The sequence below is a fragment of the Nostoc sp. DedQUE05 genome (assembly GCF_034530955.1).
Lineage (GTDB): Bacteria > Cyanobacteriota > Cyanobacteriia > Cyanobacteriales > Nostocaceae > Nostoc.
The window spans coordinates 1-23905 of sequence record NZ_JAVRCB010000048.1 but is presented as its reverse complement, the minus strand read 5'-3'; the positions used below and the strand labels follow the sequence as shown (position 1 = coordinate 23905).

The following is a 23905-nucleotide window of genomic DNA, read 5'->3' as shown; positions in this document are numbered from 1 at the left end:
ACTACCTAGCAAGGGAGAGCCAAGATGAAAGCCAAACTTTTTAATGTTCTTACAGTTTGCGTCGTTACCTTAGCAGTGCTTTCACCAGGACTAGTAGTATTTGGCATAATTTGGGAGCGACATCTGGAGTTAGTAAAATCTCAGAATTTGGCTTACGAAGTTAACAACACAACTACAGATGCTCCCGCCTTGGCTCCCCAGAAAGAGGGTACACATTCCCCTCAGACTAGCATTCAATCCTTCGATCGCAATGTGGTTCATCAAATGCTAACTGTTGCTGAACAATATAAATTTGCCACTATCCTGCAATGGTTCTTCTTGTTAACCCCGATTTGTGTTGGGTTAGGGATTCTCTTTTACGACAGATATCTGGTTCATCGCGCTGCTGTTTTAAAAGAACAAGTTGAAATGTTGGAAAGGCTGTGGCGCCAAAGTATCGAACAGTAACTTATTCACAATTTACTAAAATCAAGAAAATCACCATGACAGACCAAGAACAACGCCAAAGCTTGTATTTTAATCTGATTGATGAGTTACTTAAATGTCCTAATGGTCAAGAACCAGAAATTTTGGAATCTAAACCCGAATTGATTGATTCCGGTTTAGTAGAAACAATGTTACAAGTAGCTACTATGTTTGCCCATGAAGGCAATCAAGATGGTGCCCAATTTTTATTTTTTGTAGCACGAGAGCTAGCGAAAGAATTAGGTTTATACCCGGAAGTTCCCAGTACTGAAGTTGCAAATACTGAAGTTGCAAATAAGGAGTAAAAATGCTGTTGACTTCAACGGATGCGGGACAAATAGCTTTAGAACTGCTGATGGCAGATTGGAATATTTCAGAAGAGAACCGAGAGTGGTTTACAATTTTTAGCTCTCGTCTGATTGGCGAGAGTTGGTACACTGTGGAACTAGGTATAGAAGGATTTCCCGATCGGTGGTTTATTCAAGTATATGACACTGGAGCGTGCGATCCAAACTATACATTTATTTCACCAATCCGTAGTTCTGAAGGATTTACGGACTTTATAAATGTGCCGGAAATCATAGCAGAGGTCTTAGTTTGCGAACGCAATGCTCGCTAATAATTAAAATTCAAAACTTGGAATTAAACAATAATTCGTAATTCGTAATTCGTAATTCGTAATGAAATAAAGACTTAGAATCAGTGACCTCTGACAGTTGTAATAATTATTATGGTTAGGGTTGAAATCCTAATCTATGTATAATATAATTACGTTAGAGAATCTGCTAATATTATTATGAATTACGAATTATAAATTGCGGGTTTTTAATCTAAAGATGCTTTACGCAAATCTGAGGTGATACCAAATGAGGTACACCTCTTTTTTTATATAATATTTAAGGTTTTATTTAAGCTTACTCAGTTATTTTATTATCTTTAATTGACAAAATTATGTTATATTAAATAGCGTGATGGACGCTACAGAAATATCAGTTCCAATGATTGCTGAAGATATCTTAGCCAAAGAATTCACAAGAGTCGTCAACCATTACTACCCGCAAGTTGGAGAATTGCTGGATGGGTGTTATGTGAAAGTCATCACCTGTTTTTGGGGACGACCTGCTAGACGTTTGCAATATATAGGAATTTATTGCTCTGACGAAATGATTTCCTGTGTGCAAGCTCAAAAAGAAATACTCAGAGAAGTAGCAGACAACATGGGTTTAATCCAGGTTGTCTGTATGAATGCCAAGCGATTGTTGCGCGATCCGATGTCGAAGGTCAAAGAGAACAACCCACGCCTATGGTTGGAGTTGCAGTGGGTTGCAACTTAGTGATTCATCGCATTAATTAAGAGGGGTAAATTCTTTTGTAGAGAGGACTTTATTCCTCAAATATTTAAGCACGCTTTGTGCTTACTACAAACCTATCGACCACTAGAATAACCAGCACCTACGGTGAATATAAAGTATCAACGCAAGTAATGAAAACTGGAATTTTCTGCAATTACGATAATTTTCACCAAGATGCTCGTCGTGCCATCTTTGAGCAAGTTGCACTGGTAAAACAGGCAGAAAGCTTAGGTTTTGAGGAAGCGTGGGTGAGCGAACACCATTTTAGTGAATCTAATCTCAGCCCGTCCATGTTGGTGTTAATGGCACACTTGGCGGGGTTGACTTCAACTATCCAATTAGGCACTGCGGCGGTGTTGCTGCCATTCCATAACCCGATTCGGGTGGCGGAAGATATTGCCACTTTGGATAACTTGTGCAATGGACGATTATTATTTGGAGTTGCTAAAGGCGGCCCCTTTCCTCAACAAAACAAGCATTTTGCGACCCTCCCAAGTGAATCCCGTCCCAAGATGCTAGAGGCGATCGCATTAATTCAAAAGCTCTTATATGAAACTGATGTATCATTTAATGGGCGATATTATCAATGCGATCGCTTAACGATTTATCCGAAACCATTGCAAAGTCAAATACCAGTGTATGTTGCCACTGGTGGTGATGACGGTATTGAGCTTGCTGCTAAACATTCCTTCAGCTTGATGGGTGGGCCGCCATTTTCCTTAGAGAGATTGAAGGATACTGTTACCAAATATCGAGCTTTAAATTCTAGTGGTGCGGAAAAATTAGTGCTGGCACGCTTCTTTTTTGTTGGCAAAACATATGATGAGGCGGTGAGTGAGGCGTTACCTTTCGTTCGCAAATTTAGCCAGAAAATGAAAGCTAATTCGGCTGAAGTATTGCAAAACAGTGCGAATTCCAACCAAAAACCATTCGACCGCACAAATATTTGTTTCGATGAAGATTATTTGATTGAGAATTCAATTATCGGTGATGTGGAGACTTGTCGAGACAGAATCAAGAAATTTCAGGACGAATTAAATTTAGGTACGCTAGCACTCAAACCCTCGTCTGCGGATTTGCAAAAAAACCTAGAGAGTTTGACGCGCTACAACCAAGAGGTGCGAAATTATGTCTTCTAAACTATACCAGCTTCCTCCCGATGATTTACCTCCCGCTGAGGTAACGAAACAGGATGGAATGCTGCAAATGGAGTTAGAACAGTCTGCTGGCAGATGCTTTTATCTAGCTTGCGATCGCATTACGCGAGTACTGTTATCTAATTGTCAATGGTATCTCACAACAAATGCTAACATCCTCACATTAATTATTGACTGCCCTGACTTAGTATCTTACTGGCATATCGTCAGCAATATTCCCCAGTTGGGTAACAGGTTAGAGCGATTTGCTGCCAATGGCAAAATCCGCGTTTATCCGCCATTTGGCAAAGGAACGCCGTTTGAAATCAGCGTAAATGAAATATCAGCTTATCGAGATTGGCTTTGAGGTAAATAGGCACACACTAGGAATCCTACAAAATATAGCTGATTCATCCTTACTACACCCTGTACTTCTAAAGTGCAGGGTGTTGCAATTTTAGAAGAGTTACAATATTGTCTGTCTTTTCTTTTTATTTCAGATAACTCAGAGTGTATGCGCTGGCAACCTATAGATAATTTACCGCAACATTGGCAAAATTTGGCTAGTTCAGAGCTACCACCATTAGTTACTGTCTGGAATGAACAAGCTGACCGTCTTCGTAACTCTGGTGCATTCAAAGTTTTTATGGAAAAGATGCGCCGGGAAATAGCAATTGAAACCGGAATTATAGAGCGACTTTACACAATTCCTCAAGGTATTACCCGATTACTTATTGAGCAGGGTATCAATGAGGCACTAATTCCACATGGAGTTACAGACCGACCTATTAAGCAAGTTATAGCCTTGATTCAGGATCAAGAAATGGCTATTGAGGGATTATTTGATTTTGTAGGTGGTCAACGTTCTCTTACGCCGTTTTATGTAAAGGAACTGCATCAGCTGCTTACCAGAAATCAGACTAATACAGAAGCTTTAGTTCCATCTACAGGACAAATTATTAGTGTTCCTCTAATCAGAGGTGATTGGAAGAAGCAGCCTAATAATCCATTGAGAGCAGATGGTTCCATTTATGAATACTGTCCACCGGAACAGGTAGCATCTGAAATGGATAATCTCATTCAATGGCATCATCAGCATCAAGAAAACCAAGTTGCACCAGAAGTAGAAGCTGCATGGCTGCACCATCGATTTACTCAAATTCATCCGTTGCAAGATGGAAATGGGCGAGTTGCTCGTTGTCTTGCTAGCCTGGTTTTTATTCAAGCTAGATGGTTCCCTCTTGTACTTACGCGTGATGATCGTTCAGCTTATATTACATCTTTAGAACAAGCGGATCAAGGTGAATTGTCTGGCTTGATTAATTTGTTTGCTAAAAGTCAGAAACAGTCATTTATTCGCAGTCTTGGTTTGTCAGAACAAATCCTGTCAGAGACAAGGCAGACTCGTACTATTCTCGCATCTGTTACTGATAAACTTAAACAGCGTCAGTTAGCATCAATTCAAGAACGATGTAAAGAAGCTGAGAGATTTGCCGAAAATTTATTTAATATAGCATCCAATCGTTTGCAAAATATTTCTGAAGAAATCAAGCTATCTGTACAAAATTTAGTACGAGATGCTCAAGTTTTTACAGTATCAGCTTCAGCAGGGGATGAGCGTTCATATTATCATCGCTATCAAATTGTGGAGACAGCAAAACAGCAAGGTTACTTTGCTAATCTCCGAAGCTATCACAGTTGGGTACAATTGATTATTAGAGTAGAGACGCCTACAGTTATTTTGCTTTCATTTCATGTTCTGGGACACGAGTATTTAGGCTTACTTGTATGTTCTGTATGTGCTTATCACAGGGATGATACAGAAGAAGGCGATCGCAATATTAGTGATATTCAACCTTTAACAGAATCACCATTCCAATTTTCTTATGCAGATGAAGAAGATAACTTGGTGAAGCGCTTCAATGAGTGGCTAGAAGAAGCTATTATTACAGGACTAGAATACTGGAATAGAAGCCTCTAATATCTTCTACTCTTTGCTGTTCCTTAAAAAAAATTAGATATTCGTCAAGCGGTAAGAGATTAATGTTGACAAGTTTTTAACTTTTCAATTAGCCACGCATACCAATTTTCTAGTCCAGTACCAGTAGTTGCAGAAACCTGAAAAATCTGAATTTTGGGATTTACTTCTTTAGCATAAGCTATGCATTTTTGAACATCAAAATCTACATAAGGTAGCAAATCAATTTTGGTGAGAATCATGATATCACTAGCACGGAATATATGCGGGTATTTTAGCGGCTTATCTTCTCCCTCCGTGACTGAGAGAATTACGACTTTTGCCTGTTCTCCTAAATCAAATAAGGCTGGACAAACCAAATTTCCGACATTTTCAATCATCACAACTGAATTAAGTGGTGGATTCAGTTGTTGTAAACCTCTTTCTATCATTGAGGCATCTAAATGACAGCCTGTTCCAGTGTTGATTTGGATGACTTTAGAACCTGTTTCTTTAATTTTTTTGGCATCGTTAGCAGTTTCTTGGTCGCCTTCAATGACACTAATAGATAATTGATGTTTTAAATCATTGATGGTTTGCGTTAAAAGAGTTGTTTTTCCAGCACCGGGAGAACTCATTAAATTTAAAGCGAGAATATTACGACCTTTAAACCATCCCCGATTTTGGGCAGCTATTAGGTTATTTTTTGCTAATATATCCTGTTCTAAAGATATGGTTGTGTTGTGTATTTTGGCATGAATTTCAGGTGCTTCTATATGAGTGTCATGACTGTGGGAGTGAGCGATCGTAGTACCATCTGGTAAAGTATGAGTATGATGATGGTGGTGATGTTCAGCTTCACTTGTTTCTAAATTGATAATTTTAGTTTCGCTATCATCAGAACAACCGCAGGTTACACACATAATTCCTCTATTTCTATTTCTTTAATTTTAAGTTCTTCACCAGTAATTAAATCTAATTGCACGCTACCACAGTTACAGATTCCGAACGGTTTATCTAAATAAATTTCTGCACCGCATTCACGACATTTTGCTAAACCGGGGATTTCTAAAATTTCTAATTTTGCCCCTGCTAAAACTGTTCCTTGAGTGCAAATATCAAAACAAAATCGGATAGCATCGGGCATAATGGCTGAAAGTTTGCCGATTTCTAATAAAACTCGCTGCACTTTTGCGCCTTTGGCGTGTTCAGTCACAATTGCCACAATATTTTGGGTAATTCCAAATTCGTGCATACTATAAAATCTATTAAAGATTAACAAATTCGTGGCAATTGGTCGCCTACTAACATATCAACAATCCTTTCAGCACCAAAAGCTGTTTTTAATAATACGATACCTGGAGGTGAAGTAATAACTTCGCCAATAATACAAGCATCTTTGCCTGCTGGGTGGGATTTCATAGCTGATAAAACATTTTCAGCATTCTTTTTTGGAACCACCACAACTAACTTACCTTCATTAGCTAAATACAATGGGTCTAAACCGAGAATTTCGCAAACTCCGTTGACTTCTTCACGCACTGGGATAGATTCTTCAAAGAGACGAATTCCCACATCGGAACTGAGGGCGAATTCATTTAGTACTGTGGCTAAACCTCCACGTGTGGCATCTCGCATAGCATGAACTTGTGGGCATACATGGAGAATAGTTTCTACTAAACTATACAACGGCTGACAATCACTTTCAATATTAGTATCTAAGGCTAATTCCCCACGGGCAATTAAAATGGCTGTCCCATGATTGCCTATTTCACCATTAATTATTATTGCATCTCCCGGTTTAATATTATGAGCAGAAATGTTAACTATTCGCGGGATGATACCAATACCAGCAGTATTAATAAAGAGTTTATCGGCAGCACCACGATGTACAACTTTTGTGTCACCAGCGACAATTTGAATACTCGCTTTTTCTGCGGCTATTTTCATGCTGGCTGCAACACGCCGCAAGGTTTCTACGGGTAATCCTTCTTCTAAAATTACGCTACAAGTTAAATATAAAGGTTTAGCACCACTAACAGCTAAATCATTAACTGTACCGTTTATAGCTAATTCTCCTATATCACTACCGGGAAAAAATAACGGGTCTATAACGTATGAATCTGTTGTAAATGCGAGTCTATCTCCTTGTTGGAGGAGAGGGGTTAGGTTGAAGCTGGCTTGGTCTTCTAGTTGTGAGAGAATTGGGTTATCAAAATTGCTGATAAAGATATCGTCGATTAAATCACGCATGGCTTTACCACCACTGCCATGTGCGAGAGTTATATGAGTGTCTTGCACTTTATAGCGACGACGGACTTTGTCTATTTTTTGGATTGGGTTTGTGGGGGAAATATTCATATTAAAATTTTTTTAAACGCAAAGGGACGCAAAGGGAAGCGCAGAGGTACGCAGAGTATTTAGTCTGAGGAGAAGCCGCAGGCGGGGAGGGGTTCTTGAGTTATTTTTGGTTTTTGGGCGATTGTTTTTTTGGCAATTGTGGAGAGTCGCCCGTATTTGTAATAGGCTGCGCAAGCACCTTCGGAAGATACCATGCAAGTACCGATTGGCGTTTCTGGCGTGCAAGCTGTACCGAATACTTTACACTCCCAAGGTTTTAAGACTCCTTTGAGAATTTCTCCACATTTACAAGCTTTATGGTCGGCTACTTTGAGGTTAGGAATGGTAAATTTAAGTTCGGCATCAAATTGAGCATATTCAGGTTTGATTTGTAATCCTGAATAGGGAATGTCACCTAAGCCGCGCCAATCAAAACTATCTCGCACGGCGAAAACTTTGTTTATAGCCTGTAGTGCTACTGTGTTCCCGGTTTTTTCTACAATTCGATTATATTGGTTTTCGACTTCACAACGATTTTCTACTAGCTGCTGTAATAGCATCCAAATTGATTGGAGAATATCTAAGGGTTCAAATCCTGAGACGACTATCGGCTTATTATATTGTTGGGAAATAAATTGGTATGGGTCACTGCCAATTACCATGCTGACATGTCCAGGCCCAACAAATCCATCTAGTTGTAAGTCAGGATTATCTAATAGTGCTTTGAGGGCGGGAATCACGAGGACGTGATTAGAAAACATACTAAAGTTAGGAATTTTTTCGGCTGCTGCTTGCAGAATAGTGAAGGCGGTGCTGGGGGCTGTGGTTTCAAAGCCTAATGCGAAAAAGACTATTTCTTTGTCGGGGTTATCTCTGGCAATTTGCAGGCTGTCTAGGGGAGAGTACACCATACGGATGTCTGCGCCTTGTGCCCTGGCTTGTAGTAAAGTAGTTTTGGAGCCGGGAACTCGCATTGCGTCGCCAAAGGTGGCAAAAATGACGTTATGATTTTGAGAGATTGCGATCGCATCATCTAATCTCCCTTTTGGCATTACGCATACTGGACAACCAGGCCCATGAATTAGTTCGATGGCTTGGGGTAAAATTTCTTCGATACCATATTTAAAAATGGAGTGGGTATGTCCGCCGCATACTTCCATAATTTTGATGGGTTTTTCTAGCTGATGGCTTAATTTGGCGATTTCGCGGCGTAAGGCTTCTGCTTTTTCCGGTTCGCGGAATTCGTCAACATATTTCATAAGGATTTGGGAATAGTAAGTTTTATGCCAATACGGTATTTCTTTCTTCTCTCTGTGCCGCGCCAGTTGCTTCAAGTCGGGGAACCCGCCCAACGCACTGGCTTCTCTGCGCCTCTGCGGTTCGTTAAGTACTAATCCGTGCTTGTGCTGCTGCTAATTCTTGGAGGAGTTGTAATGTTTCTGCTGCTTCTTGTTCGTTAATTCGATTCATGGCAAAACCAACATGAACTAGTACCCAATCTCCAATACAAGCTTCGGGAGGATGTTGTTCATCTACGATACAAGCAATATTTACTTCGCGCTTTACACCACCAATGTTAACTAGGGCTAGTTTATGGTTAACGTTGGTAATTTCTATAATTTGTCCGGGGATTCCTAAGCACATTTTTTTATTTGTGAAGATAAACTAACCGCAGAGGCGCGGAGGGCACAGAGAGAATTATTTGTGAGAAAAAGGTTGTAAAATATCAACTCTCATGTATTAATTGTGCGGCTGCAATCACTGCTTGTCCTAAAGATAAGCCGCCATCGTTAGTTGGAATTAAACTGTGAGTGAGTACTTTTATTCCCAATATTTGTAATCGTTTGCTAACTTGCTCTAACAATATACAATTTTGAAATACTCCTCCGGTTAAAGCTACCTGATTAATCAGATTTTCTTGACTAAGATGCTGAACCATTTTCACAATGGCGTTAGCTAAACCTTGGTGAAATTTGGCAGCTATAACTGTTTGTGGAATCTGCTGCTGTAAGTCATGGAGTAAGGCTTGCCACATTGGACGCGGGTCTATACAGTAAATACTATCTAAAAAGCCAAAACTAAAAGGGTAGATTAGCGTTTCTTTATCATTATTTAAGCTGCTAACATCTACTATAGCTTCAAGTGCGATCGCAGCTTGTCCTTCATAGCTACATTCATCTCTATAAATACCGATAGCTGCCGCTACTGCATCGAACAATCGCCCCACTGATGAAGCTGGAGGAGAGTTAATCTTCTTATCTATAAGTTGATTTAGTAGTTGGAGTGGCTTGCTTTTCAGAAATTTTACGATTTCTAAATCAGTATACTTTTGTTCGCAATCATTCCAAAGATTAGCAGCTACTAATTGGGCATAAGTATTACGCCAAGGCTGATAAATAGCTTGTTCGCCACCAATCATTGCTACTGGTTTAAATGTTGCGAGTCGTTTAAAATTTCGGTAATCTGCTAAAAGAAATTCTCCACCCCAGAGTGTACTATCATCGCCGTAACCTAAACCATCTAAAGCAATGCCTAATATTGGAGGCGAATCTAAAGAAATCCTGTTTTCTGCCATACAAGCAGCAATATGAGCGTGATGATGTTGAATGGGATAAATTTTTATTTTATTTGTGTCTGCAAGTTCTTCACCATGTTTGCTTGATAAATATTCAGGATGTTTATCAATGGCAATTACTTCTGGTTGATGCTCAAATAAATTTAAGTATAAATTTAAATTTTCTTGGTAAGCGTTGAAAGCCGCAGCATTTTCTAAATCTCCTAAATGTTGAGAGAGAATTGCTTCTCCTTCACGCAATAAGCAAAAGGTATTTTTTAACTCACTGCCCATTGCTAAAATTTGCGGTACTTTGTGAAATCCCGCAGGTAAACTAATTGATGCGGGTGCATATCCTCTGGCACGGCGAATTGTTTGAACTTTATCACCAAGAACACGCACAACTGAATCATCTACCCGATTAATAATCTCTCGATTGTGAAAGAGAAAATAATCAGCAATTGTCCCTAATTTTTCTCTTGCTTCTTCATTATCAATACATTGTGGTTCATCAGCAAGATTGCCACTTGTTAAAACAATTGGGCGATTCATCCGCCGCAGAATTAAATGATGCAACGGCGTATAAGGTAGCATGAAACCCAAGGTATTTTGCTTTGATGCTATCGATGGCGCTACTACTTTTTTACCTGTTGCTTGTAATAAAACAATTGGTGCAGCAGAACTTGTTAATAATTCTTTTTCTTTGGCGTTGATACTGCAATATTCTTCAATTACCTCAATATTTCGCGCCATTAAAGCAAAAGGTTTATGATAACGCTTTTTTCGCTGACGCAGTTTTTGTACAACGGTTTCCTGTGTCGCATCGCAAGCTAGATGAATACCACCTAACCCTTTAATTGCCACAATCTCACCTTTTTGCAACAAGGTACAAACAGCATCAACATCATCCAACATCGAAAACATAGAAGCAGTAACCGATTTGCCATCGGCGCGTTCTAACCAAGCTGCGGGGCCGCAAACATGACAAGCTACAGGTTGGGCGTGAAAACGCCGATTTTCGACATCGTGGTATTCCTTTGCACATTCGGGACATATAGCAAACGCAGACATACTGGTATTGCATCTGTCATAAGGAATGGCACGAATAATACTTAACCGGGGGCCGCAATGAGTACAGTTAGTAAAGGGGTAGCGATAAAAGCGGCTGAAAGGGTCGAATATTTCTTTTTGACACTGGGGACAAGTGGCTGCATCAGGAGTAATTTCTGTTTTAATGGCATTACTGACACTAGTAGAAATCACAAAATTATCAAATTTAAGTTCATCTTCATAAGGAGTTCTAGTTAGTTTGTTAATTTTTGCTAGTGGCGGACATTCTGTTTGCAATCTGGCAACAAATTCTGTTAATGCTTTCTCACTACCAGATACCCGAATTAATACACCTTCACCATCATTACAAACATCTCCACGCAAACCGCAAGCTTTAGCCAGACGATATACGGTAGGACGAAAGCCTACTCCCTGAACAGTACCGCTAACTCTAATTTCTTCAGTCGGCATAGTTAAACTGCCACAACAAAATTCGGTTATTTCCAGAATCAGCTATCACTGCTGTATCACCGCAAATTTTTATCCCGTAACACCAATTTAAGCTATCTCGTTTCGGTAGTCCGAAATTACGATTTTCACCTTTACTTTGAAAATTTATTTGTCCTGCTAACCCATCTGCCATTACACCTTGCAGTGATAAAATTGATTCTGGCTTTCTCCATCCTAATAAACGAGAATTAGCAGTATCTGCAACTACTAACCAATCTCCAGCCACCGCCACACCATAAGGCATACTTAAACTACTAGCGCTAGGATAATAAACTCCTTGATTCATTTCCACAAAATCAAAGCTTTTTTGTCCTAAAACCACTGCACAAGGAGTATTATTTTCTGTAGGTATTCCTTGCCAAATCATTATTCGGTGATTACCTGCATCGCTGACAACCAGATTTTCTCCCCAAAAGGCGATGTCGTGACACCAACGCATACTCGCTGCGGTTGGAGAATCACCGCCGTTTTCATTGCGAGATATCATATCTGGTTGTCCCAAAACTAAATCAGCAGGTTGACCATTTTCTGTTGGTAATTGATGCCAAATTAATAGTCTTCGATTACCAGTGTCAGCAATAAATAACTGTCCTTGATGATAGAAAACACCATAAGGCCAGTGCATTGTACTAGCAGATGCTTGCTGATTTCCTCGATTTGGTTCATTATCAGTAAAATTAACTTGTCCTAATACCAAATCTGCTGGAACATTATTATCTTCTGGTAAGCTTTTCCAAATCAAAACCCGATGATTCCAAGCATCTGCTACAGCTAACCCTTCACCGCAAGCACAAATCCCTGTTGGTACACTTAAAGTTGCCCTTCCCGGTGTACTTTTAGCATTTTGTCCTTCATGATAAAAATCAGGTTGTCCAATTACCCAATCAGCAGGTTGACTATCTCTTGTGGGTAAATTTTGCCATCCTAATAATCGATGATGTCCTGTATCTGATACCCATAAAGGGCCATTTGATAATAAACAAGCACCACGAGGCCCAAACATATTTGTAGCATTGGGCGCTACTGGTATGACTAATTGTTCTGGTTCTATAATGTTACCTAAAATTACCTCTGCACCTTGAGGTGATAGAGGCAAATATTGAGAAATTTCTGTTGCTTTTAGCGGTAATTGTGATATGGGATTACTTATGATTGGGATATCCATGAACCGCAGATAGACGCTAATAATTATTTAAAAACATTAATGTTGATTAGCGTGTAACAACAGTAACGGTTTTGCATTATGCTTTTTTCAAATTAAGTTAAAACCTTTAATCGACTTCTGTATTAATCAATTTTAAAAAATCTAGTCAAATTTAGTAACTTTTGCTACATAGCGAATCTTTTGCATGAGTGCGCGATGTACTGAAATGAGAAAGCAAACTGGGGTTTGAGAAAGTAAAAGCTGCTTTTGCTTGCGGAAAACACCAAAATGAGTAAGTAAAAGCTCATTTTGCTTGCGGAAAACACCAAAATGAATAAGTAAAAGCTGCTTTTGAGTAAGTAAAAGCTTATTTTGCTTGCGGAAAACACCAAAATGAGTAAGCAAACTGGGGTTTGAATAAGTAAAAGCTGCTTTTGAGTAAGTAATATGCCTTTTTACTTTCTCAAAACACTAAAATCAATATCTGAATTACACAAATGAGAATTAATTTAAAGATATTGAGAAAGCATTCAGGCATTTTGCTTGCACAAAAGACTAAAATCAATGCGCGAACTACTGAAATGAAAAAGCAAAGTAGCTGTGATTGACTAATCGCCAAGTATATTTGCTGAAATGTTACCTTTGCATCATCATTTTTGCAGTTTCACAAAAACCTTATCGCCTTTAATCTTGACTGGATATGACTGAAGCGAAATATCAGGTGCAGTTAAGCATTCACCTGTCTCTAATTTGTATTGGAATCCATGAGCAGGACAGGTAATGATACCATTTTCAACTTTACCCTTTTCTAAGGGAGATCCAAGATGAGCGCAACTATTACGGTAGCATTTTACTGTAGCACCTTGACGATGTAAAATAAGTGAAGTACCAGCAAGTTGTACTGCCACTACACTAAATTCAGGAACTTCATCAAGGGTCGCTACTTTCATCCAAGTACAAGTTATTTTTGCAGAGAATGGACTGATTAAACTAGAATTAGCGTTGTTAATAGTAGAACTGCTATTAACTGCCACTACTTTAGTAATTTCGGGGCAATGGTTTTTGATTGCTTGTTCTACTCCCTGAGATAAAATTAAAGTAGAAGTCGGACAACTGCTGCAAGTTCCAATTAATCTGACTTTTACTGTATCTGGTGGTTTAATTGCCACTAATTCTACATCACCGTTATGGCTTTTTAAACCTGGGCGAACTTCTTCAAGGGCTGTCTGAATGCGTTGTGAAAGCGGAGGTTTTGGTGGTTTGACTAGTTCGTGATACAGTAGCACTGCATAGACTAATTCATCTGCAACCGCATGACGCAAAGCTGGCATTGATTCTTCTTTCAGGCTTTTAATCAAGCTAGTCAATGCAGCTTTATGCAAAGCTTCAATTGCCCTTTTTAAACCCACCGCTACACACCGTTGGCTTTCATCCCACTCGGATATAATTGCCTCAAAACGATTAATTTCCTGAACTAATTCTTCAAGATTTGTCATTTGTCATTTGTCATTGGTCATTTGTCATTGGGCATTGGTTATTTATCAATGACAATTCACTTCATTTTGAAGTCTTTGAGAAGAAATGGCATAATCATGCCCGTTACTAAGCTAGATAATATTATTGGTAGGTAGAAGGGAATCGGGGCTTGTGCGAGTAATACTAGCAGTAAGAAACCTACAGCAATACCAATAGTAGTTTGCTTGACAAAATACACAGGGTCGCGTAGTAGCTTTCCTTTAAAAAATAACTTAGCAGAAAACCAACCTATCTCTAACATGTTTTCTCCTAATAATTTGTCAAGAAATTTAAGGCAGCAAGCCCTAATAAGATAGCGGGAATTACACCCGCAGGGGCAAATAATGCACCAAGCATCGCTGAAAACTGATAGCCTATATCTTTACCAGCTAAAAGCATTCCACCAATTGCACCGCCGACCATAGACAAGGCTGCTGCTATGATTAACCACACGACTTCTGTTGCTATGTTCAAATCGCCATCTGCTAAACTTGTGAGAAAATTTATCAGATTTTGCGTTGTTAAAATATCTCTCATGCTGTTTTTTTACTCGTTGTTAAAGTGATAAGAGTTAAATCAGATTCATAACTCCTAATCCTTCATTTCTGTTTCTAGGTCTTGTAGTGCTTGAACTACAACCTCTGCTTGTGGAATTTGTTCGTGTTCCGTAAATATTTCTAAAGCAGCTTGATAGTAAACACGCGCCTGTAAAAGATTTTGAGGATTACCAGCTTCTGGTTTTTCTGGGTCGTCTGGTAAGTTGAATAGGGCGTTGGCTTTGTTTGAAATTGTGTTAGCGTACTCTAAAGGTGTATCTTTGGGATTACGCACTTTTAACGCTTCGTCATAAGCTGCGATCGCTCTTAAATTATTCTCCACAGGATGGGAACTCACTAGATATTGCAAAGCATTACCTAAATTGTTCTGCAACATCGCATATTCTCTAGGATGGTCAATCAAATTAATGTGCTTTAGCGCTACCTCAAATGATTGCACAGCTAAACCTTGACGCAAGTATTCTCGTTCCGATGCTAGGGGCATAGAAAGGTATGCGATCGCAATATTGTTATACAAAATCGCGTATTCTTGAGGATAATCTTCCCAAGTAAACACCCGCAAAGCCTCATGATAAGCTTGGATGCTGTCAGTTATCCGCGCTAAATTGAATGGCACTAGCGACTGCAACACCAGCCCAAAATTCATCTGCGTCTCTGCCACTTCCTCTGGCGTTGCTAATTGCTGTAAAATTGGCAGTGCTTCTTCATAACCGACTTTCGCTTGCATCAACAGTTGGTAATCAGCATCCGGTATTGCCTGTAATGTCCCTGCCATCCCTACTTGGGCCCTGGCTTTTAATAAGGGATACTCCTCACCACACATTTCATAGGCCCGGTAATATAACCCAACTGCATTTCGCAAGTCTTGGGCAGCTTTGGGCTTTTTTTGAAAACCCTGTGCTATCTCAATCAGCATCTGGATTTTTTCTTCTGCTGAGGCTGACTCTGAAGCAACAGCTGCTACCGCAGCCTTCACTGCTGAATCTGTAATGCTGGGGGTCATAACTCTGCCGTACTCTAGCCAATTGGGAATTGAATCTGTCAACGCCCACGAATGATTGAGATACGTAAAAGCATCTAATCACGGGCCATACTGATTTACGCAGGCTTCGAGTCCTTTAGGCGGAATTCCCCTTTTTGATTTGAGCTAGGATTAAAGACTATAAACTAGGGAAAAAACTTAATTCCCTATAGCCAATGTCCTATACCATGCTCAATACAATACTATAAAACACCCTATTTCTAAAATTCTAGGGGGAAATTGCTAATATTAATGTCAGCTTTAAACACCTAATATTTTTTAAATACTTTTTGTATCATCATCTTATACAATTTCAATATTTTTATTGAATTGTTGACATACATAATATTTATTGTAATCAAAATAGTTACCACGGGTTAGTCGTTGTGTAAAATATGTTCATCAACTGTAAAACAAGCTCCTTTGAAAACAGACAGTATCTTTTATCGGATCTTTCAGAGTATCCCCAGTACTTTCTTTGAACTGATTAACCAACCACCCCAACTAGCTAGTGCTTACCAATTTTCTTCAGTAGAAGTTAAACAACTGGCGTTTAGAATCGATGGTGTCTTTCTTCCAAATACGCCAGACTTACCGATTTATTTTGCCGAAGTGCAATTTCAACCAGACAAAAAATTATACTCGCGTTTATTTACTGAAATCTTTAACTATCTCGATAAAACCGAATTAACTAACAATTGGCGTGGTGTTGTCATCTTCCCCAACCGCAGCGTTGATACTGGAGATACCGAAAGATATACAGAATTACTCAACTCCCAACGAGTAACTCGCGTCTATCTCGACGAATTAAGCTCCATTGAGGCATCATCAATTGGTATAGAGACAGTTAAACTTATCATCGAACCCGAATCAACTGCGACAATAAAAGCTCTAGAGATAGTCAACAGTGCCCGACAGCAAATTCCAGATGTCACTACTATTAGGGAAATTATACAATTGATAGAGACAATATTAATCTACAAGTTACCGCGATTGAGCCAGGAGGAGATAGGAAAAATGTTTGGATCAAATGAGTTAAAGCAAACTAGATTTTACCAAGATGTTTTTGCAGAAGGTAGACAAGAAGGGAAACAAGAAGGTATACAAGAAGGTAAGTTAGAAACGATACCCCAGTTATTAGGGTTTGGTTTAAGTATTGAGCAAATAGCTCAAGCGTTAGGTTTGGACGAACAAGTTGTTAGGCAAGCTGCACAACCAAAATCCTAAAACAACTGATATATAGTTGACGGGGCGCAAAGTTTAGCGCCCCTATTTTTGGCTCATTTATTACATAAAAATCTGATGACTTAAAATACTCATCACCTAATGCAGATTAACAGTTGACAGATATTATTAATAATTACAGAGTTGTGACTGCGATAAATTAAGCAGATTGAGTTGGTTTAACGTCAAGACTTAAAAATAAGATGCAATGTTTATTTGTAGTAGTTTGCATTTATAAAATGTGTTACATATATAACAGACATAGCTATTAAAAATAATCTTGACAGTATTTAATATATTGTTAATGATTAATTCTTTTTTAATGAAAGTAAATTAGATAAAAAATATCTTACTATTAAAAAATAAATATTGATAAACAGGTGAGACTTTGCAAGCAATATCACCTACATCATGCATGGGAAACAATACAAAAATACCTAGCCGATGACTAACGTACTATGGCTACAAGGTGGTGCTTGTTCAGGCAACACCATGTCATTTCTCAACGCTGAAGAACCGACAGTCTGCGATTTAATTGCCGACTTTGGTATCAATATACTTTGGCATCCTTCCTTGGGGCTGGAACTAGGCAATGATTTGCAAACACTACTACGGGATTGTATTTCTGGCAAAATTCCTTTAGATATCTTGGTATTTGAAGGCAGTGTTGTTAACGCCCCTAACGGTACTGGTGAATGGAATCGGTTTGCCGATCGCGCCATGAAAGATTGGTTATTAGACCTCGCTAAAGTTGCTCAATTTATTGTCGCTGTGGGAGACTGTGCAACCTGGGGAGGAATTCCTGCTATGTCACCCAACCCCAGCGAATCGGAAGGTTTGCAATTTCTCAAACGTCAAGAAGGTGGCTTTTTAGGGAAAGATTTCGTATCACAAGCAGGATTACCTGTAATTAATATACCTGGATGTCCCGCCCATCCCGACTGGATTACGCAGATATTAGTTGCGATCGCTACTGGACGCATAGCAGACATTGCTTTCGACGAACTAAATCGTCCCCAAACCTTCTTCAACACCTATACCCAAACAGGTTGTACCCGCAACGTCCACTTTGCCTACAAAGCATCAACCGCCGAATTTGGTCAACGTAAAGGATGCCTATTTTATGACTTGGGTTGTCGCGGCCCCATGACTCATTCTTCCTGTAACCGCATCTTATGGAACCGCGTTTCATCCAAAACCCGCGCTGGAATGCCTTGTTTAGGTTGCACCGAACCAGAATTTCCCTTCTTTGACCTCAAACCAGGAACCGTATTTAAAACCCAAACAGTAATGGGAGTTCCCAAAGAATTGCCGCCAGGGGTGAACAAAAAAGAATACGCCTTACTGACAATGGTCGCCAAAGATGCAGCACCACCTTGGGCAGAAGAAGACTTTTTTACAGTTTAGTCATTAGTCATTTGTCATTAGTCCTTTGTGATTTGACTAATGACTATAACCTTTCACACTTCTCTATACCTCTCAACGAGAAATCAAGGGTTTCGACTATTTTGCAGTGAGGCGAGTGAATAATTACCAATCACAAATAACAAAGGACAAAGGGCAAATGACAAATGACAAATGACAAATAACAAATGACAAAGGACAAATGACAAATGACAATTCAATCATTAGACATTTCGCCCGTCGGTAGAGTTGAAGGCGATTTAGATGTCCGAGTTGATATTGAACATGGAAGAGTAGTCAACGCCTGGACACACGCCGAACTTTTCCGAGGATTTGAAGTTATCCTTCGCGGTAAAGATCCCCAAGCCGGATTAATTGTTACACCTCGCATTTGCGGAATTTGCGGCGGTTCTCACCTGACTAGTGCATCTTGGGCATTAGATACAGCTTGGGAAACAGAAGTTCCCCGCAATGCAATTTTGGCGAGAAATCTCGGTCAAATTGTCGAGACTATTCAAAGCATTCCCCGCTATTTTTATGGTTTGTTTGCCATTGATTTAACCAATAAAAAATACCGCCATAGTCGCTTTTATGAGGAAGCTGTTAAACGTTTTGCCGCTTTCACAGGCAAATCTTACGAACTAGGTATAACAATTTCCGCTAAACCCGTAGAAATTTATGCACTGTTGGGCGGACAATGGCCCCATTCCAGCTACATGGTTCCCGGTGGCGTGATGTGCGCCCCCACTTTAACAGATATTACCCGCGCTTGGGCGCTTCTCGAATATTTCCGCACCAATTGGTTAGAACCAGTTTGGTTGGGTTGTTCTTTAGAACGCTACGAACAAATCCAAAGTTATGATGATTTTAGAGATTGGTTAGATGAAAACCGCAATCATCGAGATTCCGACTTAGGTTTTTATTGGCGCATGGGTTTAGACATTGGTTTAGATAGATATGGCGCTGGTGTTGGTAAATATGTCACTTGGGGATATTTAGCCCATGAAGATAAATACCAAAAGCCGACTATAGAGGGACGAAACGCGGCAACGATCATGAAAAGTGGAGTGTACGACAGCTTCACACACACTCACACCTTAATGGATCAGTCATTCACCCGCGAGAATACAACTCACTCTTGGTACGATGAAGGGACAGAGGATATTCACCCTAGCGATCGCAACACTAAACCCACTGCAATCAATACAAAAGACTTCGATAACGCCTACTCTTGGTCGAGTGCAGTTCTTCACAAAGACTTCGGACGCTTGGAAACTGGCCCCTTAGCGCGTCAATTAGTAGCTGGTGGTAAACATGGCGAATCTTGGCAACACTACGACGGCTTTATCCTTGATGTCTTCAAACGGATGGGTGGTGCTAGTATTCATGTGCGTCAGCTAGCACGAGTTCACGAACTTGTCAAGTTATATCGTCAAGCCGAACACTGTTTGCGCGAATTCAAATTAAACGACCCTTGGTATATTAAACCCAAAGAAAAAGATGGACGCGGTTGGGGTGCAACGGAAGCAGCACGCGGTTCTTTATCTCACTGGGTAGAAATAGAGGGCGGTAAAATTAAGAATTACCAAGTTATTGCCCCAGGTACTTGGAATATCGGCCCTCGTGATGGTGAAGGTATTCGCGGCCCGATTGAAGAAGCGTTAATTGGCACACCCATTTACGATTCTAGCGATCCGGTGGAAGTTGGTCATGTGGCGCGATCGTTTGATTCATGTTTGGTGTGTACAGTCCACGCCCATGATGCTAAGACTGGTGAAGAGTTGGCGCGTTTTCGGACTGCTTAATTTAGTTGTCAGGTGCGTTAGTCGTAGGCTAACGCACCAAAATTTCTGTAGTTAGCCTGGTTTAGAAAGTTCAGACTCATACTGTTCTATCACTCCCAATAGTTTTCCCAGTCATCTTGGAAGGCTTGCTGTAGCTTTTTCATATAGGCGTTAGTTTTGATTTTTACCATCCACAAATCAGCAGGATTGCTACCACCTTTGCAGACTACACCCTCGGCTAGGCCATACTTCCCAGCGCGGACATCTTCTACAAATTGTCCAGTGAGTTTGCCACGATAGACAACGCGGGCGATCGCTAAATTACTAAAATCTTGTACAAACTGTTCGGGGGGAATCATCCCGCGATTAGTTTCTACATCAAAGAGAATCAGTTGTTTCGATTCTTCGGGTTTGTGCATCCCCGCGAAGGAATTCGCCCCGAAAAATTCAGTGAAGACGGTGATTTCTGGGCTATTGTAAGCGGGGTTTTCTCGAAACAGTTTGTCTAGGGGGGTGGCGAAAAGCTTTTGAAACAGGTTAGAAGCCTCTTCTAGCCCTGGATGGGCGGCGTTGAACTCAGCAATACCCCTCTCATCCAAATCAAAGCGATCGCGCCGAGTCCCAAACCCATACCACCCTAGTTCGACTTCCCAAACCCAATGCAGATTCGTACCGTCGTATTTATCAAAAGCAATACAGCGACTGGAGGGGTAGTTTTTGCTACCGAGAATTTTAGGATATGCTAGCTGAATGCGAGGCATGATGTTAAGAATAAACAACTATTTTCCCAGCCTAGCTTGGGCTAAACGCTAACTGTCTCTTCCCGTTGCGTAATTATAGGCAATGGCTGATAAACGCGCAAACATGGCTCAGATTCAGGATTAATCATTTACACAATCAGCTGATTCAACAGTCGTAGCGTAACATACTAAAACTTCCATAAACAGTGAGTTAGGCTTGCATTAATGCATTTGCATAAAACAGCAATTTACACGGTAAGCTTGTGTCTGATTTAGCGCTACATAATTATCTTCCTCGCGTTCCCGATGCAGCATTGCAAGAATACATAGAATGGTGTGTTTTAGAGCAAGCTCAAGCCGCAGAATGTAACTTTACTCCTGATAGAAGTAAGTTAGATAATTTGCCACCAGAAGACTACGTTCCTAAACTTGTCGAGCAGTTCATGAAAGTTAAACCAGACCCAATTAAAGCTGGTTTGGTAGCAGCGATCGCTGGTAAGGAAGCTGACAAACACGCTTTATCTGGTTTAGCGATCGCTGCTGATTTTGTATCTCTTTACGTCAAGTATTTAATTCCTAAAGAGGGAAGTACTAAAGAACAGGCTGAAGAGATATTAACTCAAGCATCACAACATCAGTATGAGAAACTGACTGAAGTTGCCAAGAAACATGGTGTAGAGTTATAGTTTCCGGCTGATAAATTCTTTTTCAGAGGCTTTGTCTGTCCCATCAGTCAAAGCCTCATATTTTGCAGATTATGGCAACAACTCGAAATAATCAGTTTCAGCAGAAGCTTGATGATGAGTCGTTCTTAGTCTTATACCTTTACTATGTCCTTAAGCTTTAAACTATGCTTCACTGCATTTATATATACAGCGCAACTTCTTATTTTATAATTTAGGAAACATATTATTAGTTTATAGTTAAATGGACAGAATCGTAGTTAACTCTCACATTCATTTCGGTAAACCTTGCATCGCAGGAACACGCATCACTGTACAAAGCATTCTTGAACTTCTCAATGACGGACTTTCATTTGAAGAAATTATCCGAGACTACTATCCAGACCTACAAATTGAAGATATTCGTGCCTGCTTAGGCTTAAACAATTAAATTTCATCCCATGCTTACTATTATCGGTTGCGGCAATCTCAATCGCAGTGACGACGCAGTAGGCGTAATTATCGCCCAACGCTTACAAAAATATCTAGCTGAAAACCCTCACCCTCATGTGCGAGTATATGACTGTGGCACCGCAGGGATGGAAGTAATGTTTCAAGCTAGAGGTAGTAAACAATTAGTAATTATTGATGCAAGTTCAACTGGTTCTGAGCCAGGTGCTGTGTTTAAAGTTCCAGGAAAAGAACTGGAAGCAATGCCCGAACCTAGTTATAACTTGCACGATTTTCGTTGGGATAATGCTTTAGCCGCCGGACGGAAAATCTTTCAAAATGATTTTCCTGAAGATGTGACAGTTTATTTAATTGAGGCAGCAAATCTTGGTTTGGGACTAGAGTTAAGTCCTGTTGTCAAACATTCTGCTGATTTAGTTTTTGAAGAGGTAGCTGCACTTATCAGCCAGAATATTAACTAATCCAAAATCCAAAATCTAAAATCCAAAATCGAATCACGCCCAATCCCGATAAACAGAAAGTTCATCTACCCTCATTTCAAAAGGTACGCCTTGACTCTCTGGCGGACAAACACGGATTTTAGCACTACTAACAATTCCATGTAGCAATGTCCCCATTGGTACGATTTTTTGCAAAATACGCCAATTAGTGACTCGATCGGGACATTCAATAACCAATGTTAGAGCATTGGCATGAGTTGTGACATACCACCGACAATCAGACAGAAGATTTTGAATTGTGCGATCGCAAGCGTCATAAAAGTATCTGCTAATAGAATACTCTAGTTGTTGCCGCAGTATAATATCCGCAGATGTCGGTTGCATAGGATGCGAGTCATCACTATTAAAGTAATACATCTTTCTAGCCATATCTTTTTAGCTTCCTGCTTATATTCCAATCACCATTCCATAAAGTACATCTTCATTTGTTTCTAATAATTCTTGGGTTTCGTCATCATAATAAGCACCAATCCCACTACATTGAATACCCAAATAATTACTAGTTAAATAAAGTCTCTGTCCCAGAAAACCAGCTATTTGCATAGCAGTTTGATAATTTAAATAATCTGACACAAAAAATAAAGTTACAGCGCCATCTCTAGCAATAGCTTGATTAATACATAAGTAACCTGTCTTTTCACTAAAGTTACCCGCTTTAATCAAATACGTACCTTTATATAACCCAGGTGTCATTCTCTCTACTCGATGCACCACTGAGTAAATTTCTATCTCCTCATAGTTTTCTGTCGGTATTGACTGCTGAAGTTGTTGCACTACATATAAATAATCTTCTTGAGAAATAGCCTCTTTCCGGAAACGTCTAATAGAACGTCTATTCCAAACAGTTTGAGAAAATTTATCCTTATCAAAGTTAAATTGAGGATACTCTAATTTCTGCTGGCGACTCTTTTGTAGAGTAGTTGCTTGATAGGCATCTTCAATAAATTGATTAGGTTCAAAATAATCAGTACCAGAGACAAAAGGAACTTTCAGCCTTAAGCTTCTGATTTTCTTTTCTTGTACTTCTCCTGACACCGCACAAGCAGTGATAAACTCTTTATTCTCAAATCCTAAATCTGAATTGAGGGCAAGTTTATCAAAGTCAAAAACTAGTTGTATATCTCGGTTGTGGAGAAAAGCTGAAGCGGCAACTGCACCTAAATGGTGTCCGCTATCTAAGAAGCAATATCTTATGCTCCTGTTTTGATATTTCCAGCTAGACCTATAATAAACACAACTAATTAAAAAGATGAATCCGTTGATACATTTACCCGGTATAATATAATTTTCTAACCCATCATCAATTAATTCATAGATGAGAGTTAGACAATTATTCTCAACTTCTAGATGGTATATACCATTTACCATCCCCTCAATCCCGCGAACCTGTACGTAAACTTCTGTAGGATACAGAGCGCCTGCTGATGGATTCACTCGCAGTTTTAATGGGCCATTTTTATATACTTTTTCGGCGTTGCATAAATGCGGGATGAATCATGGAAACACGGGTATTTCTCTA

The 23905-nt window shown here is 39.7% G+C and carries 26 protein-coding genes and 1 pseudogene; 13 read left to right on the top strand and 14 right to left on the bottom strand.

Translation table 11 applies throughout. The features are described from left to right. Positions 1-24 precede the first annotated feature (24 nt). The 7 genes from RMZ42_RS28120 to RMZ42_RS28090 all read left to right on the top strand — a co-directional run bounded on the left by RMZ42_RS28120 (position 25) and on the right by RMZ42_RS28090 (position 4934). Positions 25-447 (top strand): hypothetical protein, encoded by a 423-nt coding sequence (locus RMZ42_RS28120; protein WP_322674507.1) that lies wholly within the window; start codon positions 25-27, stop codon positions 445-447. A gap of 35 nt (positions 448-482) precedes the next feature. Continuing rightward, entirely contained in the window at positions 483-770 is a 288-nt protein-coding gene (locus RMZ42_RS28115) for a hypothetical protein (RefSeq protein WP_322674506.1), read from the top strand. Between the two features lie 2 nt (positions 771-772). Further along, complete coding sequence (locus RMZ42_RS28110) at positions 773-1084, top strand: hypothetical protein (protein WP_322674505.1); 312 nt, start codon at positions 773-775, stop codon at positions 1082-1084. A 352-nt stretch (positions 1085-1436) separates the two neighbouring features. After that, positions 1437-1799 (top strand): hypothetical protein, encoded by a 363-nt coding sequence (locus RMZ42_RS28105; RefSeq protein WP_069068421.1) that lies wholly within the window; start codon positions 1437-1439, stop codon positions 1797-1799. A 149-nt stretch (positions 1800-1948) separates the two neighbouring features. Then, on the top strand, positions 1949-2956 hold the full coding sequence (locus RMZ42_RS28100; RefSeq protein WP_322674531.1) for an LLM class flavin-dependent oxidoreductase: 1008 nt from the start codon (positions 1949-1951) through the stop codon (positions 2954-2956). Next, positions 2946-3320 (top strand): hypothetical protein, encoded by a 375-nt coding sequence (locus RMZ42_RS28095; protein ID WP_322674504.1) that lies wholly within the window; start codon positions 2946-2948, stop codon positions 3318-3320. The genes RMZ42_RS28100 and RMZ42_RS28095 overlap by 11 nt, the downstream gene beginning before the upstream one ends. Positions 3321-3467: 147 nt before the next feature. Continuing rightward, entirely contained in the window at positions 3468-4934 is a 1467-nt protein-coding gene (locus RMZ42_RS28090; protein ID WP_322674503.1) for a Fic family protein, read from the top strand. Positions 4935-4993: 59 nt separating this feature from the next. Here the strand turns inward: RMZ42_RS28090 and hypB are convergent, their stop codons facing one another. The 11 genes from hypB to RMZ42_RS28035 all read right to left on the bottom strand — a co-directional run bounded on the left by hypB (position 4994) and on the right by RMZ42_RS28035 (position 15583). Next, positions 4994-5833: a hydrogenase nickel incorporation protein HypB gene (gene hypB / locus RMZ42_RS28085; protein ID WP_322674502.1), complete on the bottom strand. Its 840-nt coding sequence runs from the start codon at positions 5831-5833 to the stop codon at positions 4994-4996. After that, positions 5824-6165 (bottom strand): hydrogenase maturation nickel metallochaperone HypA, encoded by a 342-nt coding sequence (gene hypA, locus RMZ42_RS28080; RefSeq protein ID WP_322674501.1) that lies wholly within the window; start codon positions 6163-6165, stop codon positions 5824-5826. Before hypA ends, hypB begins: the two co-directional genes overlap by 10 nt. Positions 6166-6185: 20 nt before the next feature. Continuing rightward, positions 6186-7271, bottom strand: a complete 1086-nt coding sequence (hypE, locus tag RMZ42_RS28075; protein WP_322674500.1) for a hydrogenase expression/formation protein HypE — start codon at positions 7269-7271, stop codon at positions 6186-6188. Between the two features lie 59 nt (positions 7272-7330). Further along, positions 7331-8509 (bottom strand): hydrogenase formation protein HypD, encoded by a 1179-nt coding sequence (gene hypD / locus RMZ42_RS28070; RefSeq protein WP_322674499.1) that lies wholly within the window; start codon positions 8507-8509, stop codon positions 7331-7333. Positions 8510-8633: 124 nt separating this feature from the next. Beyond that, on the bottom strand, positions 8634-8894 hold the full coding sequence (locus tag RMZ42_RS28065) for a HypC/HybG/HupF family hydrogenase formation chaperone (protein ID WP_322674498.1): 261 nt from the start codon (positions 8892-8894) through the stop codon (positions 8634-8636). Between the two features lie 82 nt (positions 8895-8976). Further along, complete coding sequence (hypF, locus tag RMZ42_RS28060; protein WP_322674497.1) at positions 8977-11325, bottom strand: carbamoyltransferase HypF; 2349 nt, start codon at positions 11323-11325, stop codon at positions 8977-8979. Further along, a complete protein-coding gene (locus tag RMZ42_RS28055; protein ID WP_322674496.1) occupies positions 11315-12529 on the bottom strand; it encodes a hypothetical protein in 1215 nt (404 codons plus the stop codon). Before RMZ42_RS28055 ends, hypF begins: the two co-directional genes overlap by 11 nt. 629 nt (positions 12530-13158) lie before the next feature. Beyond that, entirely contained in the window at positions 13159-14004 is an 846-nt protein-coding gene (locus tag RMZ42_RS28050) for a NifU family protein (protein WP_322674495.1), read from the bottom strand. Positions 14005-14060: 56 nt separating this feature from the next. Then, positions 14061-14285 carry a hypothetical protein gene (locus RMZ42_RS28045; protein WP_100900555.1) on the bottom strand — a complete coding sequence of 75 codons (225 nt, stop codon included), beginning with the start codon at positions 14283-14285 and terminating at the stop codon, positions 14061-14063. Positions 14286-14293: 8 nt separating this feature from the next. After that, entirely contained in the window at positions 14294-14560 is a 267-nt protein-coding gene (locus RMZ42_RS28040) for a hypothetical protein (protein WP_322674494.1), read from the bottom strand. 54 nt (positions 14561-14614) lie between these two features. Continuing rightward, complete coding sequence (locus RMZ42_RS28035; protein WP_322674493.1) at positions 14615-15583, bottom strand: hypothetical protein; 969 nt, start codon at positions 15581-15583, stop codon at positions 14615-14617. A 441-nt stretch (positions 15584-16024) separates the two neighbouring features. On the opposite strand from RMZ42_RS28035, the gene RMZ42_RS28030 reads away from it, so the two are divergent. The 3 genes from RMZ42_RS28030 to RMZ42_RS28020 all read left to right on the top strand — a co-directional run bounded on the left by RMZ42_RS28030 (position 16025) and on the right by RMZ42_RS28020 (position 20034). Beyond that, complete coding sequence (locus tag RMZ42_RS28030; protein WP_322674492.1) at positions 16025-16828, top strand: Rpn family recombination-promoting nuclease/putative transposase; 804 nt, start codon at positions 16025-16027, stop codon at positions 16826-16828. A 441-nt stretch (positions 16829-17269) separates the two neighbouring features. Continuing rightward, positions 17270-18232 (top strand): hydrogenase small subunit, encoded by a 963-nt coding sequence (locus tag RMZ42_RS28025; RefSeq protein ID WP_322674491.1) that lies wholly within the window; start codon positions 17270-17272, stop codon positions 18230-18232. 206 nt (positions 18233-18438) lie between these two features. Next, positions 18439-20034: a nickel-dependent hydrogenase large subunit gene (locus RMZ42_RS28020; RefSeq protein ID WP_322674490.1), complete on the top strand. Its 1596-nt coding sequence runs from the start codon at positions 18439-18441 to the stop codon at positions 20032-20034. Between the two features lie 89 nt (positions 20035-20123). Here RMZ42_RS28020 and RMZ42_RS28015 read toward each other — a convergent pair whose 3' ends face one another. Then, positions 20124-20792: an RNA ligase family protein gene (locus tag RMZ42_RS28015; RefSeq protein ID WP_322674489.1), complete on the bottom strand. Its 669-nt coding sequence runs from the start codon at positions 20790-20792 to the stop codon at positions 20124-20126. Positions 20793-21016: 224 nt separating this feature from the next. On the opposite strand from RMZ42_RS28015, the gene RMZ42_RS28010 reads away from it, so the two are divergent. The 3 genes from RMZ42_RS28010 (at position 21017) to RMZ42_RS28000 (ending at position 22347) form a co-directional block, all read left to right on the top strand. Then, positions 21017-21439, top strand: coding sequence for a hypothetical protein (locus RMZ42_RS28010; RefSeq protein WP_322667916.1), 423 nt, complete (start codon positions 21017-21019; stop codon positions 21437-21439). Positions 21440-21680: 241 nt separating this feature from the next. Further along, positions 21681-21866 carry a DUF433 domain-containing protein gene (locus RMZ42_RS28005; RefSeq protein ID WP_322674488.1) on the top strand — a complete coding sequence of 62 codons (186 nt, stop codon included), beginning with the start codon at positions 21681-21683 and terminating at the stop codon, positions 21864-21866. A gap of 10 nt (positions 21867-21876) precedes the next feature. Continuing rightward, positions 21877-22347, top strand: coding sequence for a hydrogenase maturation protease (locus RMZ42_RS28000; protein ID WP_322674487.1), 471 nt, complete (start codon positions 21877-21879; stop codon positions 22345-22347). 33 nt (positions 22348-22380) lie between these two features. Here RMZ42_RS28000 and RMZ42_RS27995 read toward each other — a convergent pair whose 3' ends face one another. Next, entirely contained in the window at positions 22381-22755 is a 375-nt protein-coding gene (locus tag RMZ42_RS27995) for a hypothetical protein (RefSeq protein ID WP_322674486.1), read from the bottom strand. A gap of 18 nt (positions 22756-22773) precedes the next feature. Further along, positions 22774-23856, bottom strand: a pseudogene (locus tag RMZ42_RS27990) (SagB/ThcOx family dehydrogenase); the annotation flags it as partial. Positions 23857-23905: the final 49 nt, after the last annotated feature.